The organism is Hyphomicrobium facile, from assembly GCF_900116175.1.
In the GTDB taxonomy this organism is placed as follows: domain Bacteria; phylum Pseudomonadota; class Alphaproteobacteria; order Rhizobiales; family Hyphomicrobiaceae; genus Hyphomicrobium_B; species Hyphomicrobium_B facile.
Genome location: NZ_FPCH01000001.1, coordinates 1,009,485 through 1,026,519, shown reverse-complemented (window position 1 = coordinate 1,026,519; position 17,035 = coordinate 1,009,485). Strand labels below are relative to the sequence as shown.

Genomic DNA, 17,035 nt, shown 5'->3' with positions numbered 1-17,035 from the left:
CTATCGGCCGGTGGCGAACGCGTACGAAGGTTTGGCTTTCCGCAGAAAGCGGTGAGCCAGAAGAACGGCAGCAAGAACGACTCCACATCCGAAGCCCGACCAAATTCCGACCGGCCCAAAATCAAAAACGAACCCGAGCAAGATGCTCATTGGAATGGCCACAAGCCAATAAGAGATGAGCGCCGCACTCGTCGGCCAACGATTATCCAGCAATCCGCGAAGGGCACCGAGTGCGACGCACTGCAGGCCATCCAGGATCAGGACGATACCTACGGTGCCCAACAGTACGCCAGCGAGCGGCGCGATCGTGTGGTCCGACACGAAGATCCGGGCCACTTGCTCGCCGCTCGTAATCATTGCGGCGCAAAACGGCGAAGTTATCAAGGTCACGAGCGCAAAACTTGCGATACCTATGGAGCGAATGCGTTGGTGGGCGTTTTCGCCTAGTGCCTGCGCGATCAATATTCCGACGGCGCCTGCAATGCCGAGAGGAGCCATATAGACCAGTTCCCCCAACGACAGAGCAATTTGATTTGCGGCAAGTGCTTCCGACCCAAAAAAACCGACGAGCAGCCCAATCACGCCTATCGCGCTGCTCTCGGCAAGATACTGCAGAGACATCGGGAAGCTGAGACGGGCAAATTTCGACACCCCGACCCTGTCGATCGCGCTGAAGGTACGATGGGCAATCCCATTGGCCGTCACAAAATAATATCGCAAAATAAAAAAACCAAATGTCTGCGCGATGAGCGTGGCAATCCCTGCTCCCAAAAGGCCTAATGCCGGAAAGCCCCAATGGCCATAAATCAAAAGCCAGTTGAGCGGGATGACCGCACCAATGGGGAGAATCGCGAGAGCCGCCGCAATCCATGGTCGCCCGATTGCATCGAGCAGAAGCTTGATTACCATCGCGGAAGAATACGGAATTAGTGACAACGACATGGCTATCCAATAACCGGGAAGCGCAGCGATGACGTCCGACGGTTGCCCGATGTGTGCCATGACCGGCAATAGACCGAGCATGATGGCGGCCGCGACGCCACCTCCGATTAGCGATACTCGAAGCCCATTGTGATAGACTAATACTATCCCATCGGATTTTCGCGCGCCGTAGGCGTTGCCTGCCAAAATGCTAGCAGGGGCCGCCAGACCAAAAATTGCCGAATAAAACATTATCAGCACGCTGCTGGTCAGTGAGGCGCAGGCGAGCGCTAGTTCGCCGACTGGCCCGAGCATGTAGGAATCGATCGCGCCGTATGCGCTGCCTCCGAGGAGACCCACAATGATTGGAGCGGACAGGCTCCCAAGCGTTACCATTTCCTTTAGGATCGAGGCGAGCGACTTCGGGAGGCGTCCAATTCCAATGATGTTCATCCTGCGTCTGCATTCCTTGAGAAGCCGACTTTGAGTGGGCCGCTTCTAAGATCGTCGTTTCATACCGAAAGAAACTGTTCTTTAAGCATGATCAGCGGCAATGTCGAAGCATTGCTGCCGCAACAGATTCTGTTCACTACGAAAAAACACTTTTTCCCCACGATGCGTCCGAGCGAATTCGGAGAAGAACCTCGTGCGTATCGCATCCAAATTGAACGCCGCACTCGTCGGTGTGTTAGCGTGCGGAACCCTAGCGGCATTCTGCATTCTTGAAACGACGATCAAGCCGCGTTTCGACGAGATCGAACAGTCGGACGCTCGTCTCAACCATGCCCGCGTCGTCGATGCCCTCAATGCGGCTACTGAAAAGCTTCAGACCGCGACACAGGACTATGCGTTTTGGGATGAGACCTACCGCTTCGTCCAAGGGGAAAACACCGACGCGTTTATCAAATCGAATCTTGAACCCCAGTTCAAAGCTGTCGAGAACCTCGGGATCAATATCCTCATTTTTCTCGACCATGCCAATAAAGTACGCTGGGGTGCAGCATATAATCTCGAAACTCAGGAGCCGTTGCCCGGCGTATTGGACGAGCTTGCAGCCTTCAGCAAGGCGCAACCCAATATTAAGGACCAAGCGCCATTTGCGAAGCGCGGTTTGGTGCGATCGTCGCAGGGCCTTCTACTCGTCGCCATTTCCCCCGTACTCAAAAGCGACCGCTCAGGCGATCCGATGGGACGCGTCATCTCTGCAAAGAAGCTTGATATCGACGGGCTAAAGCAGCTGACTGGGGTCAGTTTCACGATTGACGATTTTAAAGGGGGTTCTACGAACACCGGACCTGACGATATTCGCCTTGATATTCTCAATGACAAAATCCTTACGTCTTCGGTCATCGAGGACGTCAGTGGCAATCCGTTGGTGACGCTTGAGGCTACCTCGCCACGCGAAGTCAGCCGCGTGGGCTCTGATGCCATCCGTTCGGCGATCCTGCTTATGGCCGCCGCGTTTCTGATTGGAAATATCGTACTGTGGGCATTCCTTCGCCGCAGCGTCGTCAATCGCATCGATGCGCTGAAACATCATATGGCCGTCGCCGGCGAGAGCGGCGCCATTCAAAGGACCTCGCTCACCGATAAAGACGACGAAATTACCGAACTCGCGACCTCGTTCAATGCGATGGCGGAACAGGTCAATCATCTACGTGACGCACTGGCGGACAGCGCCTACATGGCAGGCCTTTCGGAGTGGGCTGCCGGAACACTACATAATGTTAGAAACGGGCTAACACCAATCACGGCCGCAGCGTGGAAGATCGGCGAGGCATACCCAACGACATGGCTGGATAAAGTCGCGACGGCGGCGTCCGAATATGCCAAGCCGACGACCGCACCGGATCGCCGTGAAAAGCTCGCGATTTATCTTATCGGCAATGCCGTAAAGCTGGAGCAGTCGGCCAGACACTCTCTTTCCCTGCTCGGCGAACTGAATGCGGCGAGCCGAAACGTTGTTGAGATGGTGTCGGAGTTCGAGCGCTATGCGACACGGAAAGTTGACGTCGAGCCAACGGAATTGCTGCCGCTTTTAAAGTCCAGCGTTTCGGCAACAACGCTTTTGGCCGAGCGCAATGTGAACGTAGTGATCCCGACCCTCTCAATTTCGGTGAGCGCCAACGGCATCATCCTTCGTCAAATTCTAGCAAACATCTTTCTGAACGCCGCCGAGGCCGTCCAAGGGCAATTGGATCGAGGCCAAGTGGAGGTTTCGGTGGATGATTCCAGCCCCGACGTCGTCCGAATTGCGATATCAGACAACGGCGAAGGCATTCCTGAAAATCGACTGGCATCGATATTTCAGAAGGGCGGAAGTACGCGATCGTCTCGATCGGGCGGTCTCGGCCTCCATTGGTGCGCTAACGCGATCAAGCTGCTTGGCGGCACAATCTCAGCCACAAGCGGCGGACTTGGCCACGGAACAACGATCACGCTCGAACTCCCCCGGCCCTCCCAAGTTGAAAAGAAAGCGGCGTGATGCTCATGACTTGTCCGCCGCGCTTGCTGGTCGTTGATGACGATCCGTCCGTGGCCGCCGCCTACAAACTCGTTCTGGAGGAGCCAACCCGGTCACAGGACGGAGAAAATCACTCGAGCCTTGATGACCTGGAGGCCGAGTTGTTCGGCTCGAGCGAAAAAAAGGAGAGTCCGCACGGTTGGAGAGTGTCGTTTCTCGACCAGGGCCTTGATGCTGTCGCAGAGGTTCGCCGTTCGCTCGAATCGAACGATCCGGTGGCGGCCGTCTTTTTGGATGTCCGAATGCCACCGGGCATAGATGGCTACGAGACAGCCAAGCGAATCCGCCAGCTCGACAAGAATGTCCATATCGTCATTGTTACGGCCTTCTCCGACTACAGCTATGAGGATTTTTTGCTTGTTGCCGGCCCGGCAGATCGGCTGAACTATCTTCCGAAGCCGATCTGGCCGCACGAATTGCGGCAGGTCGCTCGGCTGCTGACCAGCGAGAACGAAAAGCCTTCTTTCGCTGAGGAACATTCGATCCCAACGCGTGATACTTCAGCTTGCTGCAAGTAAGGCCGTTTTCAAGCAGCGTGCCAGACCCAAACGTTGGGTTCTACATAGGATCCAACACCACTCCGTCGATCCACGAAAAGGGGTGCCAGGCCTCCTCTCAGCGGAATGAAGCCTTCATCGCGGTCGTACACCGCCGCCCATTCTTCCCAGAAGGCGATAGGTTGTTCAACGACCATTGAGCGGTCGCACACGCCTTTGAGAACTCCGCCGGCTGCCACATGACTCCGTAGCCAAGGATCGAAGAGTCTTCCCCGATCGTCCTGCCAAGAGACATACTCCGTCATTTCGACCAAGGGGTAGTCTCTCTTCGCGCTTGGCCTGACCGGTGCGATCACTCCCGAGCATCCATGCAACCTCGCGACAATACTCATGGCTGTGATGAGATCTCTCGCCAGCCCGCGATGCCGTTGAGCCTCAGGTACGGAAATCGAAAGAGCTCCGATGACGTTGGCGAAATGGCCCTTCTGGACACTCGCGGTGTCGACGATCCAATCCCACCCTTCGCGCGGAAGCGCTTTATCGTTCGGCAGATTGAGCGGAACGCACATTCCGGTGGCAACGAGTTCACCCGTATCCGCTTCCGTCATGCACAGGTGACATTCCGGGTGACGCTCCAGGAGCTCTTCGTAGTGAGCGTGGTGGGCGTCGGTATAATCGAGAAACGCTAGGTCATCCCAGACCTCGTTCTCCAATGCCACGCAAGCGTCAAACAGGTCTGGGCGGTTTTCGCACGTGTCGACGATAAAGCGCTCTGTCTTAACTGGGCTGATCTTAGCCGGTCGACTACCGGCAACGCGTCTCTCGACAATCTGAAGCACAATGCCACCCGTATCTGTCCCAATCTGAGACAGTGTTAAACGAAGTGGTCATCTCCGGCAACGAGACCGGTGTTCGGCCTTTGCGTGCAATGCAATACACGGCCGACTGCAATCACAAATGGTCTGTCGTCTCAAATCGTTGAAAGCGTAATGCAATCCAAGTCGGATCGCCGAGTAAGGCCCTAAGCGGTCGCGCGCGATAGGTGGGATAAATGGATATCAAAATCGCGAAATGAGATTGCCGCCGACGGCCCATTCGAAGTGCTTTGCGAAGTTCGAGGGCAACGAAGCTCGGCCTGAACGATGCCGCAAAAATCCTCGGCGAGACTTTGCAGGAAGAGAAGGCGACCGACGCAGCTCTCACCAAACTTGCGAAGTCGGAAATAAACATCGAAGCCGATGATCAGCGTGAGGAGCACGAAGGTGAGATGAAGCCGAAGAAGCGCGTCTCATCAAAATAGAAGACATTATTCGTCGCCGATGGTGCGTCTCTCAGCTACCGGTGCAGAGGTCGGACGATTGCTCGTCCGGCCTCGTCGCCATTGCCTTCCGTCCTAAAATTCAGGCAAAGACATGCGTGTGATCGCCGCCAACTTCAGCTGTTCGCAATCAAGTATGGCGGCATGCCTTGACCCAGATTGAAGACAATCTTTGCTAACCGCTGTTTTGCGGCTTCGCCACCGTCGGGCTCGTGTTCGACTTGGATTTCCTTCCAAGCCGAATCAAAAATCTGCTGGAGAACATCGATTTCATCCGGCCCGACCACGACCCTTTGGCCATTCATGACGCTGACCTCTCACAAAAAATGCGTGAGACCAGGCTGCCAGAGCGAAAATCTCTGACGTTCCGGGAGCCGTTTGCCCACAATGGAGGACCGGATAATGGCGATTAATAAGCCCCTCGGCGATGATGCCAGAAAAGGAGCGGTGCAAAAATGCTCGCAGTTGCAAACGAAGATCGAAGGCGAAGACACCTGGATGAAGCGCAGCAGCGAGACCGGGCAATTCCTGGATCAAAAGAAGTCGCCGGCGAAGACGCCCTACAAGGGCGTGCGGAAAGAGCGGTAACCCCGAACTATTTATCACAAGTCATCTCGGGACATCTCTTGGCGCCGTTAAAAAGGGGCTCGAGGAACAGCGATCTCCTTCGCGAATTTATGCAACGTGAGCCAAGGAGATCCAACCATGTATTTCAAACACACAGTCATAGCTGCAGCATTCGCATGCATGGCCGCAAGTTCGGCCGCGAGGGCAGACGAGTCCTCTGATAAAATGAACAAAGACCTGAATATGAATTCTGGTTCCGCAGCCGGAGCGTCCACGGGTGAACAGGGTAAGACGTCTGATCGCACTCCTGGCAACCCGTCACCCGATCGCATCCAGGGCTCCTCGAAGGCCGGCGCTCCGGGTACTGATGCCGGGAAAACCCCTGAAGGCACCTCGGACCGCACGCCTAGCAACAAGAGCCAATAAAGGACGCGGCTCCCCCGGCGCGAAGCATCGCGCGACTCGAGCATGGCTTGCGTTCATTGGATTCAGTCCAGTCATATCGCGATAAACCTCGGCTTTGAGCGTTTCGACCTCCGGAATCCATTTCATTAGTGTGAGCGTGCGCCCAAGCCAAGTGGCGGCTCCACGAGCGTATTAGCGAAGGGGGCCGCGTCGCGTCTCCCCGCGGGCTTCGGACCGCTCACTGGGGTATTCCGGGCCGTCCGGCGCTCCATAACTCTATCGATTTCGGCCCCCACAAGGACAACAATCATTGAGATCCAAATCCAGACCATGAAGCCGACGATTGCGCCCAACGAACCGTAGGTCCTGTTGAAACTTCCAAAGTTGGCGGCATACCAGGAGAACGAAATCGAGGCGATCATCCATAGAACGGCGGCCGTCGCGCTCCCCCAGCTCACCCATTTCCATTTCGGCTCACTGCGGGATGGGCCGAAGCGGTAAAGCACGGCCAACGCAAGGGTCAGCACGATCACGAGCAACGGCCAGCGACCAATCTGAGCGGTCACCGCGACTTCGCCCGGCAGCCCAATGCTGTTGATGATGATCGGCAGAGCGATAACGGCAGCTATCGCTAAGGCGAGAAGGACGATGGAACCGGCCGTAAAAGCGAGCGAAACGAGATTGAGCTTGATGAAGCCGCGTTCTTCTTTTTCGCCGTCAACCTGATTGAGGGCGTCAAACAGCGCCTTAACGCCTGCATTCGCGCTCCACAAGGCTATTGCCACACCTGCGACCAGCGCGAAGCTCAAGGTGCCATTGCCTTGAGACGTGACGCGCTTGAGTTCCTCTGCGAGCACATCCAATGCGCCGCCAGGAATGATGCCCTGTAAAGCTTCGATCTGTTGCCCAATTTCGTGCGGGTCTGAAAAGAGACCATACACTGCGATGACTGCTGCCATCGCGGGAAAGAATGAGAGAAGCAAATAGTAGGTCGATCCCGCTGCTAACGCGAAAACACGATCCGCGTAGATCGCCTTGTACGTCTGGATAACAACGTCCTTCCAACCCTGTGCCGGAATTTCGGAGGACGTGGTCGCGTTTCGGTATCGCTCAGAAATATTGGCGGCCGCCGGAACGATATTTTGCCCGCTTTGCTGCGCTTCCGGTCCGGGCATCGACCGAAACAAGAGAAACGCGGCCAAACCGGCGGCCAGAAGATAAAGCCCTCTTTCGCCAATTGCGGAAGGAGCAGGTTCGTCGTTAACAGACATTCAGCGACAATCGGCATCAGAGAAAGCTTAGGATGATTACCCAACGATGCTTATGGGAGTTCCCCTGACCAAGGGGAGTCAACGGACGGATTGTATTGCCCTGTCTGGATCGACCAGTCCGGAACAGTCCAGACCTTGATGGGGTTTATCTCGACACTCCTTTGAAAAGGCCGCTCTCGTGCGATCGTTGCCCGCCTGAAACATTTTTTTGAGAACACAAAACAATCTTATGAAGCTTCCGCTGCAATGATCCTTTGCATTGCCACTGCGGCTGGCTTCGGCCTTGCGGCGGGGGCCATAGGCCTCGCGATGTTTGTGGGCCCAATCTTGTCGTGCGTGATTTTCGGCGGAGCCTTTCTTCTTCTCGCGTTTATCTTCTGGCTAATCGGGCGTTCAAAGGCAAACACCGCCAGCCATGAATTGGAGACGGCAAAGCACACACAGTTTCTGCGGGTGTCAGCGCGGCTTCAACCGCTGTGAAGGCATTGACGTCTAACCCTGCGAAATCCGCCGGAAGGCTGGATACCCTAGCGGCGGGAGCGCTCCTGCTCTTCTTGCTTTATCTCGCTGTTGGCCGAAAAGAGCCGCTGTCGACGGGAAATCAGCGGATCTTTCCAGTGGGCTAACTTCGGGCCGCAAACGTTGCCTTTATAGCCGTCTGATCATGCGCCCCGCTTTTCGTGTCGAGCTTCTCCAGCGCCGGTGGCGATATTAAGCGCGTCAACGGACGCGAATTTCGGAACACCGCCGTTCGCAACTCGTTTGTCATTTGAACTCGCGCTTATCAGTGCACAGAGGCAGCGTTCTAAAATTGCAAGCGCTGAAGCAAAACCCGAGGGGGTAGGCAGTACGAGCCTGCCGGACGACCCGCATTACGCGGGCCTGTTCTCCGTCAATAGAGACCTGCGGCAGTCGTTGCCGTCTCTCAACTGTTGAGATTGGACACAATGTATCATCACGTTAAACAACTCATGTACACGGTCCGCGTCGACGAACCGGACCCGCGCTTCGGTAATATGCTTCTCGAACAGTTTGGCGGCGCCAACGGCGAGTTAGCAGCCGCTATGCAATACTCGGTCCAGGGACTGAATTGCGATGATCCTGCGCGCAAGGATCTCCTTATGGATATCGGGACAGAAGAACTCTCTCACTTGGAAGTGGTTGGCACCCTTGCCCGCCTGCACCTTGCCCCCATGAAATTTTCTCGCGACGCTGCGGAAGCGGACCCGCTGATTGCCATCGCGGGCGGTGGAGGTGTCAATCTCTTCAATTCGATGGGGACCGCCTGGACAGCAGATTATCTTAAAGTCACGGGCGAACTTGATGTCGATCTTCGAAGCAATATTGCAGCCGAGGCCCGCGCGAAGATCGTATATGAGCGACTCATCGGGTTCTGCGACGACATCGGAACGAAGGACGCGCTGCAGTTTTTGATGACCCGCGAAATCACGCATATGAAGGCGTTTGCTGCGGCGCTCGACAGTCTTGAGAAGCCGCGCTTCTCCGTCGGACAAATCGCGCCGTCGACGCCGTTGGTCAATCAATACTTCAATGACTCGACTGGCAAAGGCGAACGCGGAGAAATCGACACCACAGGACCCTGGAACAAAGGCGGCGAGTGGGAAATCGTTGAAAGTCCTGCTTTGAAGACCCTCAACGGTTCAACAACTTCCGGCAAGGGTGCCGAGATGCAAACCGAAGCTTCCGAAGCCGACGATCCAGACATGATCGAGGAATTGCTCGCCGACCAGTTGCGGGATCTCCTTCACGCCGAGAAACAAATTACCAAGGCGCTTCCCAAAATGGCCAAAGCGACGAAGACCGAACAACTCGCCCTGTTGTTCACGCATCACCTGGAGGAGACGGAAGCTCAGATAGAGCGTCTCAATGAATGTTTGAAGCTGCTGGGTGCTCCAGCTCGAACGAAGGCTTGCAAGGGCATGATGGGCCTTCTTGAAGAAGGCGACGAGATCATCGCCAAATATCAGAAAAATCCTTCCGGACTTGATCTGGCACTGATCGGTGCTGGTCAGAAAGTCGAGCACTATGAGATTGCGGGCTACAAAACGGCTCGCGATCTTGCTCAACAACTGAGACAGACCGCTGTCGTACATCTTTTGCAGCTTTCCCTTTCTGAAGAAGAGAACGCGGACCTACTTCTCAATCAGCTCGCTCGGCCACTCATGTCATCGGCAACCATGCCTGAGGCTGTTGTGTAAGTATCGATCGCTTTGTGAGGTGCGATGCGGCGTTGATGACGTGCTCGCACCTCCGAATGCACCAGCGTCGCCGCTCATAACAATTGCGGCTGCGGCTTGAACGACGTAAAAAGGAAGTTCTCATGCGCGCACTATGCTGGCACGGCAAGGGGCGACGTTCGCGTCGATACGGTTCCCGACCCCAAGATCCAACACTCCAATGGGTGAAGTCGTCGAGGTTGGGGCGGATGTAAAAAACCTCATGGCCGGAGATCGGGTCGTCGTACCTTTCACGATTAGCTGTGGCGAATGCTGGTTCTGCTCCCATGGGCTTTTCTCCTGTTGCGATAGGACGAACCCCAATGCAGAAGTCGCCATCAAGGCTATGGGGCATTCTCCGGCGGGGCTCTTTGGCTTCAGTCATATGCTGGGTGGATATTCGGGCGGCCAGGCCGAGTATCTCAGGGTGCCGATGGCAGACGTCGGGCCCATCAAAGTGCCGGACAGCGTGACTGACGAGCAGGCGCTTTTCCTGTCGGACATCTTCCCGACTGGTTACATGGCTGCGGTCAATGCCCAAATACAGGCAGGCGACACCGTTGCTATCTGGGGATGCGGGCCGGTTGGCCAATTTGCAATCCGGTCAGCACTAATGTTGGGCGCGGGTCGTGTGATCGCAATCGACGAGGTGCCGGAACGGCTTGCAATGGCCGAAGTCGGAGGCGCCGAAACGATCAATTTCAGCAAGACCGATGTGTACGATGAACTGATGGCGCGAACTGATAACAGGGGACCGGACAGTTGCATTGATGCCGTCGGATGCGAAGCCGCCGGACACGGCGCTGCGGACGCGATACTGGACAAGGTGAAGGCTGCTACGTTCCTCGCGACCGACCGAGTTCATGTTATCAGACAGGCGATCATGAGCTGCAGGAAGGGAGGGACGATATCCATTCCCGGAGTGTACGTCGGCATGGGCGATAAAGTTCCCTTGGGCGCCCTCATGAACAAGGGGCTGACGATTAAGACCGGACAAACTCATGTGCAGGCTTACACCAAACCACTGCTGGCAAGAATTATCGCCGGCGACATCGATCCGAGCTTTGTGGTGACGCATCCTGCAAGCCTTGAAGATGCTCCAACGATGTACGCAAAGTTTCGGGACAAAACGGACGGAGTCATTAAGGTCGTGCTGCGGCCCGGCGGCTGACCAAACACAACCTCAGAAGCTCTGCCGCGCGTACTGATCAATCAGCCTGTGAACGCGGCACGACGCTTTGCCAGTCGCAAGCTGGAATGGCTATCCTCTTTGGTCTTCAAGAGAGATTGAAATTCATCGCCGTCTGTATCCCGACTTCAAGCGCTAACTAAGGTCCTTCCGGGACGTACGAAATCGGCGATGAAGTGGCGAGCGCGCAAAATCGGCGTTGCGAGGTCAGCTCACCCGACAACGGAGATGTCTCGCCTCCGCAAACCGTGGACTCAAGGCGCCGCCAGGAGCGAAATCGAAGAATTCTCAACGATCGCTTGGCCAGCGATCATGGGTCAAATAGGAGTGCATCGCTTCCGAAGGCCCAAGAGAGCAGGGGCTCAGGCCGGTTCTCCGCCGACGATTGCCTGCCAAGCCTTTTAAAATTTGGGGAAATGCGCGGCGATCCTGCATCGAGGATGAATATGTACCGCGCGAAATCGAATCTTCGAAGACGAGCTAGTCCGTCTCACTAGATTCACCTGGACCGGATAGCACGAACTTGCACCAATCGTCCATCAACCGACGACGCTTTCCCAAAAGCATTCCACGCCGATAAGCAGCTTCGACTTTCGACTTGACGGTGTGAGCGAGCGCCATTTCGGCAACCTCGCTCGAAAAGCTCGTTTCCTCGCTGCACCAATCGCGAAAACTAGAGCGAAAGCCGTGTGCGGTCGCATCGATCTCGAAGCGGCGCAGAAGCTCCGTAAGCGCCATGTCGAAAGCGGCTTCTCGGGATTTGTCGGCGATGGAAAAAGTAGCGGTCTATCCGGATAGAGGGCGCGAGCCGCTCGTGCGATATCAAGCGCTCGAGGGGTGAGAGGCACGATATGCTCGCGTCCCCCCTTCATGCGTGCCCCTGGAATGGTCCAAAGCGCTTTGGCGAAATCAATCTCTGACTTTGGTGCCAGACGCACTTCGCCACTCCGCGAGGCGTTGAGCACCAGAAATTCGAAGGCCAACTTTGTGATCTCGGCAGCGTTCGAGTTTCGAAGCTTCGCGATAAAGGCTGGCACCTCAACGTACGGGAGTGCCGCAAAGTGTTCGGTCTCGTCGGTGTGCTTCGGAAGTCCGAGGATCGCCAAGCGGCAGGGATTTTCGCCGCTCCGCATCCCGGCGGCGGTCCCATAGTCGATGATAGTCGAGACGCGCTGGAGCACGCGGCGCGCAGTTTCAGGTTTGGCTGACCAAATCGGAAGCAAAAGCTTGAGGACCTCCGCGGTGCCGATCCGATTGATCGCCATCTGGCCAATTGTCGGGAAGGCATAGAGCTCAAGCGTCTTGAGCCATTGTGCCTGATGCTTGCCGTTGCGCCACGCCGCCTTACGCGCCTTGTGGACGGTTCGCGCGCAGTTCTCGAACTTCGGAACGCCGTCGCGAATGGTCCGACGAGCCGCTACGGGGTCCTGACCCAACTTCGCTAACTTGCGAATCTCATGTGCCTTATCGCGCGCTTCGGCCAGCGTGACCGTTGAAGCGCCGCCCAACCCGACGTCGCGCCGCCGGCCCTCATACATGACGCGCAGCACCCAGCGCGACGCGCCGGACCGATCGACGACGAGATAGAGACCGTTGCCGTCGCCGTAGCGGCCCGGCGCCTTCTTCTGTCGGACAAAGACTGCCGAGAGGCCGTTCGTTCGACGCCGATCCGAGGGGGACTTTTTGAGTTCGCTGGACATGTGGGAATCAAATCCGTTGCCCCACACTTCATCCCACAATTCGTTGGGGATGGCATAGAACAAAACAGCACCCATTCACACTGGATTGGACAGGTTCAAGTGCGTGTTTAGTATCGGATTTGCTGGCCTTTTTGCACTTGCCCGGACTGTATTGGACCAGTGCGGACTGGGCGTTATGGCGGAGACGGAGGGATTCGAACCCTCGATACGCTTTAAGGCGTATGACGATTTAGCAAACCGTTGCCTTCAGCCACTCGGCCACGTCTCCCCAAATCAATGGGCAAGTGCCCCTATAGAGGCCGGACCAGCGCAATGCAAGACGCGACAGGAGAATGCACAGGCGTGATGACGACCATCGCTGGCAGTCGCCGCAAAGTCGTCCTAGTGTCCTGAAAGCAATGGTCCTCCATTGGAAACGGGCTGAGCCGTGCACACTTGCTTCAAAATACAGTTGAGTATCGGATTTTCGGCGCTCCTGGGGGCGGCTGCGGCTAACGCGACCGAACTCTGCGTCAAATGCTCTGCCCCCGAGGCGAGCTACGCGTGCGTCGTCAACGGCACGTCGACTGCCACTGTAGACACGGTAGCCAAGTTGTACTGCATCACGGCTCTCGCCAAGTCAGGGGCTCACGAGAGCTGCTCGGTAGACCGGACGGTGACGGCCCCATGCCCCGGCGAGCGGAAGGAGCTTCCCTTCCCGGCAGCGCTGGACGGCCAAGCGGCCGAAGACCAGCCACAACCCGATGCCTCTCCCGGGCCAGCGAAGGCCGGTGATAGCGCCGCCGTGACGGCGCCACAGGAACCGCTCGCGCCTGCGACGCTGGCAAATCCGTCCGAAGCACCGCACGATCCGGCTGCTGGCGCGCCTCAGAGCGAGCCGCCTCCGAAAACCGTGCAGGAGATGGTTGAGAAGAGCGCGAAAACAGCCGGCGCCGGACTGAGCGATACCCAGAAGTCCGCTGGCGATGCCGCAAAATCGGCAACCACGGCACTCGAAAAAGCTGGGGCAGCAGTCGGCGGCGCCGCCAAGAGTTCTTGGAAGTGCCTCTCGTCATTCTTCACGAACTGCTGACACCGCACAGAAGCGATGCCGCACCCGATGCGTCACATGGTCGACGTCAATGGACGGAGACCAGCCACTCACGGGCCAATTTCTGTGCTTTGATGATGTCGGCCTTGCTCATGTCGGACGCGACCTCCGACCGATAGCGCTTCGCCTCGTCGTTGCCCTTGCTCGCGGCGATATTGAACCACTTATGAGCTTGAACGAGATCGACTGCTCCGTCGCGTCCCGTGCAGCAGCTGAGACCAAGCTCGAAAAAGGCATCCGATTGGTCGCCCTGAGCCGAGTAATCGATTTGACGCGACAACACGTCCATACGTGCCATGAGAAAACACTCCAACAGCCGCCATCGCGCACTTCATGTCGTGAGGCGGCAAAGCCTGCGCTCGCAATAGATGAGCGCACCCGAACCATGGCAGCCGTTGGATGAAAACTCGTAAAAGGCCGAACAAATTTGCTTTAACAACAGGCTAAAATCGCCTTACACACCGCTACTTTTCGATCGGGATCGAAACAATTTGTCCGAAGTGCGACGACTGGTGATTAGACATTAAGAAGGGTTGCCACCCTTTCCTAACCATGCTTCAAAAAGGTGACCGCGGCGCGTCAATCGAACGACGGGGTTCGAATGTTCAGCCGGGGTTCAGCCGCGTGCTGGTAACCTTAAATTCTGGGCCCGGAAAGCGGCCTTGAGGAGGGTTCGGGCTGCTCGCAGTCTGAGTGAGGGATTATGGCTCAATCGGTAGTCTGCCGCTCGTTCGCGGCTGCAGGGTTCCTGTTGCTTGCAGGTTGCGCACAGCAAGGATCACACCCCGCCTACATCGGATTGTCGGACCTGTCCGGCGACGACTTCATGGGAAATCCCCTAACCGTCCATTCCGACGATACACCGGAAGCACTTCGGCACGTACAGTCGAACAAGGTGTTGAGCGCGATGGCGTTCCAAAAAGTGACCGGACGCACAGTCGATCCTGAAAGCCTCATCGGTCGCAGCGAATAATCGCCGATCCGTCAGCCGCTCATACCTTCTTCACAGCCAAACCCTTGATGACCGCCGGCCGCTGGCCGATGTCTCCGAGCCACCGCTCGACATTCGGAAACTTGCCGATGTCCTGCGCCAGCTTCTCCCAGATCCGCACCCACGTGAAACTGGCGATGTCCGCGATCGAATACTTCCCTGCGATATAGGGGCGATCGCTCAGCCGCTTGTCCAACACGCCGAACAACCGCTCGACCTCTTTCGTATAGCGATCGATCGCGGAGGGAATTTTCTCCGGCGCAAAGTTGCGGAAGTAATTGCACTGCCCAGCCATTGGACCAAGGCCCGTCGAACTCCAGAATAGCCATTGATCGACATCGGCCTTCGCCCGCTCGCTCGACGGATAGAACGCGCCGAACTTCCGGCCGAGGTATTGAAGAATGGCGCCCGATTCAAAAAGCGCGAGCGGCTGACCATCCGGCCCGTCGGGATCGACGATGGCTGGAATTTTATTGTTGGGCGAGATGGCGAGAAATTCGGGCGCCAACTGCTCGCCCTTGCCGATATCGACGAACGTCACCTCGTAAGGCGCGCCGAGTTCCTCGAGCATGATGGAAATCTTCAAGCCATTGGGCGTCGGCCAAAAGTGGAGCGCGATCGGCTGCTCTTCGTCTCCGTCGTCCAGCATATCACTCCTTAGGGAATGAGAATGATCGAACCCGTCGTGCGCCGGGCCTCGAGATCGCGATGCGCATCGGCGGCACGGCTCAGCGGGTATCGATGATTGATGGTGATCCGAATTTGTTTGCTGAGCACCATCTGGAACAGTTCTGCAGCGTTGTCCTCGAGATCCCTGGGAGTTGCCGTATAAGCCAAAAGCGTCGGGCGCGTGGCGAAAAGTGACCCTTTCAGCGCCGTCAGCGGGAAAGGCGGCACGGGCCCTGACGAGTTGCCGAACGACACCCAAAGCCCCCTCGGCTTCAGGCAATCGAGCGACTGCGGAAAGGTATCCTTGCCGACGGAATCATACACGACATCGCATCCGTTCCCGTTGGTGTATTCGCGCACGCCGCTTACGAAATCATCCCGCTTTGTGTTGATCGTGTACGTGCAGCCGTTCTCCATCGCGAGTTCGGCTTTCTCATCCGAGCTGACTGTTCCGATGATCGTGGCGCCGAGAGCATGCGCCCACTGGCACGCGATGAGACCGACGCCACCCGCAGCCGCATGCAGCAGCATCGTCGTCTCGGGTCCGACGCGATACGTTTCACGGAGCAGATAGCGAACGGTCATGCCTTGCAGCAGCATCGCGGCAGCAGTGTCGTAGTCGATGCCGTCCGGCAACTTAACGAGCCGTTCGGCCCGCACGGCGCGAACTTCGGCGTAACCTCCGATGGAGCCGGCATAAGCCGCCCGATCGCCGACCTTGAACCGGCTGACGCCGGGACCGACGGCAATCACATCGCCCGCACCTTCCGAACCGATGATGGCCGGCAAGCTCTCCAGCTTGTAGAGACCATTCCGATGATAGACATCGATGAAGTTGACGCCGATCGCACGTTGCCGGAGCAGCACTTCGCCCGGCGACGGATCGGCAACGGGCACGTCCTCGTAAACGAGTGCTTCCGGCCCACCGGTGGCGTGCACCCGAACTGCAAATGGCATGTCGTAGGCTCCTCTCGGATGATCTCTGGTCTAGAGATGCCGTTCTGCGGCGAATCCCGCTAGTGGCTTGACACGGGCCACATCTTAGACCCCCGTTCGCCACGAGCCTGCCACGCTGGCTTTCTACCGCCTGAGGGAAACGAAAACGGAAATTACCTTGAATCATTTCGAATATGCGCCGCACACCAGAAAATCGAACACCGCCATGGCGCTTCTGCTCGCAACTTTCGCGGCGGCTGGATGTGCCGGCAATGAAGCTGCATTGGGCGACCCGGCACGTGGATTGAAATGCGTCGACGACAGCAACGTCTGCATCAGCCAGCGCAAAATGGTCTACGATTCGTACATGTCAGACCCTACCCGCGCTTGGGTGAAACACCCCGCTGGCCCTCACGAATATGCCTCCGGCGTTCGTCTCATGGCCTTCAGCAGAAAGCGCAAAGAACTGAATTGCAACGAGTTGGCGCACGGCAAGGCAGAGGCAGACCGGGGCCCATACGCCCTCAGCGGAGGCGCGTACGTCGGCTTGACCACAGGACAAATTGCACGCGCTGCGATGCTCGCGCGCGAGGTTTCGCGTGAACTTGCACAAGAAATCGCGCGCCGGTGCCGCTAGACTTGAACCTGCGATTTGGCTTCTTATTTGGCCGTCACAGGGCACACGACCGCCAGCCGCTCCGGCTTGCACGCTGACAATGA

Annotated in this window: 16 protein-coding genes, 1 tRNA gene and 1 pseudogene; 9 read left to right on the top strand and 9 right to left on the bottom strand. The window is 57.0% G+C overall.

Annotated features, from left to right (window positions below; genetic code table 11):
* Nucleotides 1-1,374 (bottom strand): MATE family efflux transporter, encoded by a 1,374-nt coding sequence (locus tag BM399_RS04955; protein ID WP_092864970.1) that lies wholly within the window; start codon nucleotides 1,372-1,374, stop codon nucleotides 1-3.
* A gap of 211 nt (nucleotides 1,375-1,585) precedes the next feature.
* Between BM399_RS04955 and BM399_RS04950 the strand changes: the two genes are divergently transcribed.
* Nucleotides 1,586-3,406 carry a sensor histidine kinase gene (locus BM399_RS04950; RefSeq protein WP_177228045.1) on the top strand — a complete coding sequence of 607 codons (1,821 nt, stop codon included), beginning with the start codon at nucleotides 1,586-1,588 and terminating at the stop codon, nucleotides 3,404-3,406.
* Between the two features lie 50 nt (nucleotides 3,407-3,456).
* The gene (locus tag BM399_RS04945) at nucleotides 3,457-3,963 is read left to right on the top strand and encodes a response regulator (RefSeq protein WP_177228044.1); all 507 of its coding nucleotides are present in this window, start codon (nucleotides 3,457-3,459) and stop codon (nucleotides 3,961-3,963) included.
* 8 nt (nucleotides 3,964-3,971) lie between these two features.
* On the opposite strand, the gene BM399_RS04940 is transcribed toward BM399_RS04945, so the two are convergent.
* Complete coding sequence (locus BM399_RS04940) at nucleotides 3,972-4,781, bottom strand: GNAT family N-acetyltransferase (protein WP_092864961.1); 810 nt, start codon at nucleotides 4,779-4,781, stop codon at nucleotides 3,972-3,974.
* A 266-nt stretch (nucleotides 4,782-5,047) separates the two neighbouring features.
* Between BM399_RS04940 and BM399_RS04935 the strand changes: the two genes are divergently transcribed.
* Nucleotides 5,048-5,242 (top strand): DUF892 family protein, encoded by a 195-nt coding sequence (locus BM399_RS04935; protein WP_244531076.1) that lies wholly within the window; start codon nucleotides 5,048-5,050, stop codon nucleotides 5,240-5,242.
* 134 nt (nucleotides 5,243-5,376) lie between these two features.
* On the opposite strand, the gene BM399_RS04930 is transcribed toward BM399_RS04935, so the two are convergent.
* Entirely contained in the window at nucleotides 5,377-5,565 is a 189-nt protein-coding gene (locus tag BM399_RS04930) for a hypothetical protein (protein WP_092864955.1), read from the bottom strand.
* A 97-nt stretch (nucleotides 5,566-5,662) separates the two neighbouring features.
* On the opposite strand from BM399_RS04930, the gene BM399_RS04925 reads away from it, so the two are divergent.
* Nucleotides 5,663-5,848 (top strand): hypothetical protein, encoded by a 186-nt coding sequence (locus tag BM399_RS04925; RefSeq protein ID WP_092864953.1) that lies wholly within the window; start codon nucleotides 5,663-5,665, stop codon nucleotides 5,846-5,848.
* A gap of 530 nt (nucleotides 5,849-6,378) precedes the next feature.
* Here BM399_RS04925 and BM399_RS04915 read toward each other — a convergent pair.
* Nucleotides 6,379-7,503: a YihY/virulence factor BrkB family protein gene (locus tag BM399_RS04915; RefSeq protein WP_092864947.1), complete on the bottom strand. Its 1,125-nt coding sequence runs from the start codon at nucleotides 7,501-7,503 to the stop codon at nucleotides 6,379-6,381.
* A gap of 947 nt (nucleotides 7,504-8,450) precedes the next feature.
* Between BM399_RS04915 and BM399_RS04905 the strand changes: the two genes are divergently transcribed.
* Both BM399_RS04905 and BM399_RS04900 read left to right on the top strand, forming a co-directional pair.
* Nucleotides 8,451-9,722, top strand: coding sequence for a DUF892 family protein (locus tag BM399_RS04905; protein WP_092864941.1), 1,272 nt, complete (start codon nucleotides 8,451-8,453; stop codon nucleotides 9,720-9,722).
* 122 nt (nucleotides 9,723-9,844) lie between these two features.
* Nucleotides 9,845-10,911, top strand: a pseudogene (locus tag BM399_RS04900) (zinc-dependent alcohol dehydrogenase).
* Nucleotides 10,912-11,468: 557 nt separating this feature from the next.
* On the opposite strand, the gene BM399_RS04895 reads toward BM399_RS04900, so the two are convergent.
* The gene (locus tag BM399_RS04895; RefSeq protein WP_342028739.1) at nucleotides 11,469-12,629 is read right to left on the bottom strand and encodes a tyrosine-type recombinase/integrase; all 1,161 of its coding nucleotides are present in this window, start codon (nucleotides 12,627-12,629) and stop codon (nucleotides 11,469-11,471) included.
* 176 nt (nucleotides 12,630-12,805) lie between these two features.
* Nucleotides 12,806-12,897: transfer RNA gene (locus BM399_RS04890), tRNA-Ser, on the bottom strand.
* 183 nt (nucleotides 12,898-13,080) lie between these two features.
* Between BM399_RS04890 and BM399_RS04885 the strand changes: the two genes are divergently transcribed.
* The gene (locus BM399_RS04885; protein ID WP_244531075.1) at nucleotides 13,081-13,701 is read left to right on the top strand and encodes a hypothetical protein; all 621 of its coding nucleotides are present in this window, start codon (nucleotides 13,081-13,083) and stop codon (nucleotides 13,699-13,701) included.
* 46 nt (nucleotides 13,702-13,747) lie between these two features.
* Here BM399_RS04885 and BM399_RS04880 read toward each other — a convergent pair whose 3' ends face one another.
* A complete protein-coding gene (locus BM399_RS04880; RefSeq protein ID WP_177228043.1) occupies nucleotides 13,748-14,017 on the bottom strand; it encodes a sel1 repeat family protein in 270 nt (89 codons plus the stop codon).
* A gap of 405 nt (nucleotides 14,018-14,422) precedes the next feature.
* On the opposite strand from BM399_RS04880, the gene BM399_RS04875 reads away from it, so the two are divergent.
* The gene (locus BM399_RS04875) at nucleotides 14,423-14,692 is read left to right on the top strand and encodes a hypothetical protein (protein ID WP_092864932.1); all 270 of its coding nucleotides are present in this window, start codon (nucleotides 14,423-14,425) and stop codon (nucleotides 14,690-14,692) included.
* 19 nt (nucleotides 14,693-14,711) lie between these two features.
* On the opposite strand, the gene BM399_RS04870 is transcribed toward BM399_RS04875, so the two are convergent.
* Nucleotides 14,712-15,359, bottom strand: a complete 648-nt coding sequence (locus tag BM399_RS04870; protein ID WP_092864929.1) for a glutathione S-transferase family protein — start codon at nucleotides 15,357-15,359, stop codon at nucleotides 14,712-14,714.
* An 8-nt stretch (nucleotides 15,360-15,367) separates the two neighbouring features.
* The gene (locus BM399_RS04865) at nucleotides 15,368-16,336 is read right to left on the bottom strand and encodes a quinone oxidoreductase family protein (RefSeq protein ID WP_092864926.1); all 969 of its coding nucleotides are present in this window, start codon (nucleotides 16,334-16,336) and stop codon (nucleotides 15,368-15,370) included.
* Between the two features lie 157 nt (nucleotides 16,337-16,493).
* On the opposite strand from BM399_RS04865, the gene BM399_RS04860 reads away from it, so the two are divergent.
* Nucleotides 16,494-16,952, top strand: coding sequence for a hypothetical protein (locus tag BM399_RS04860; RefSeq protein ID WP_244531074.1), 459 nt, complete (start codon nucleotides 16,494-16,496; stop codon nucleotides 16,950-16,952).
* Nucleotides 16,953-17,035: the final 83 nt, after the last annotated feature.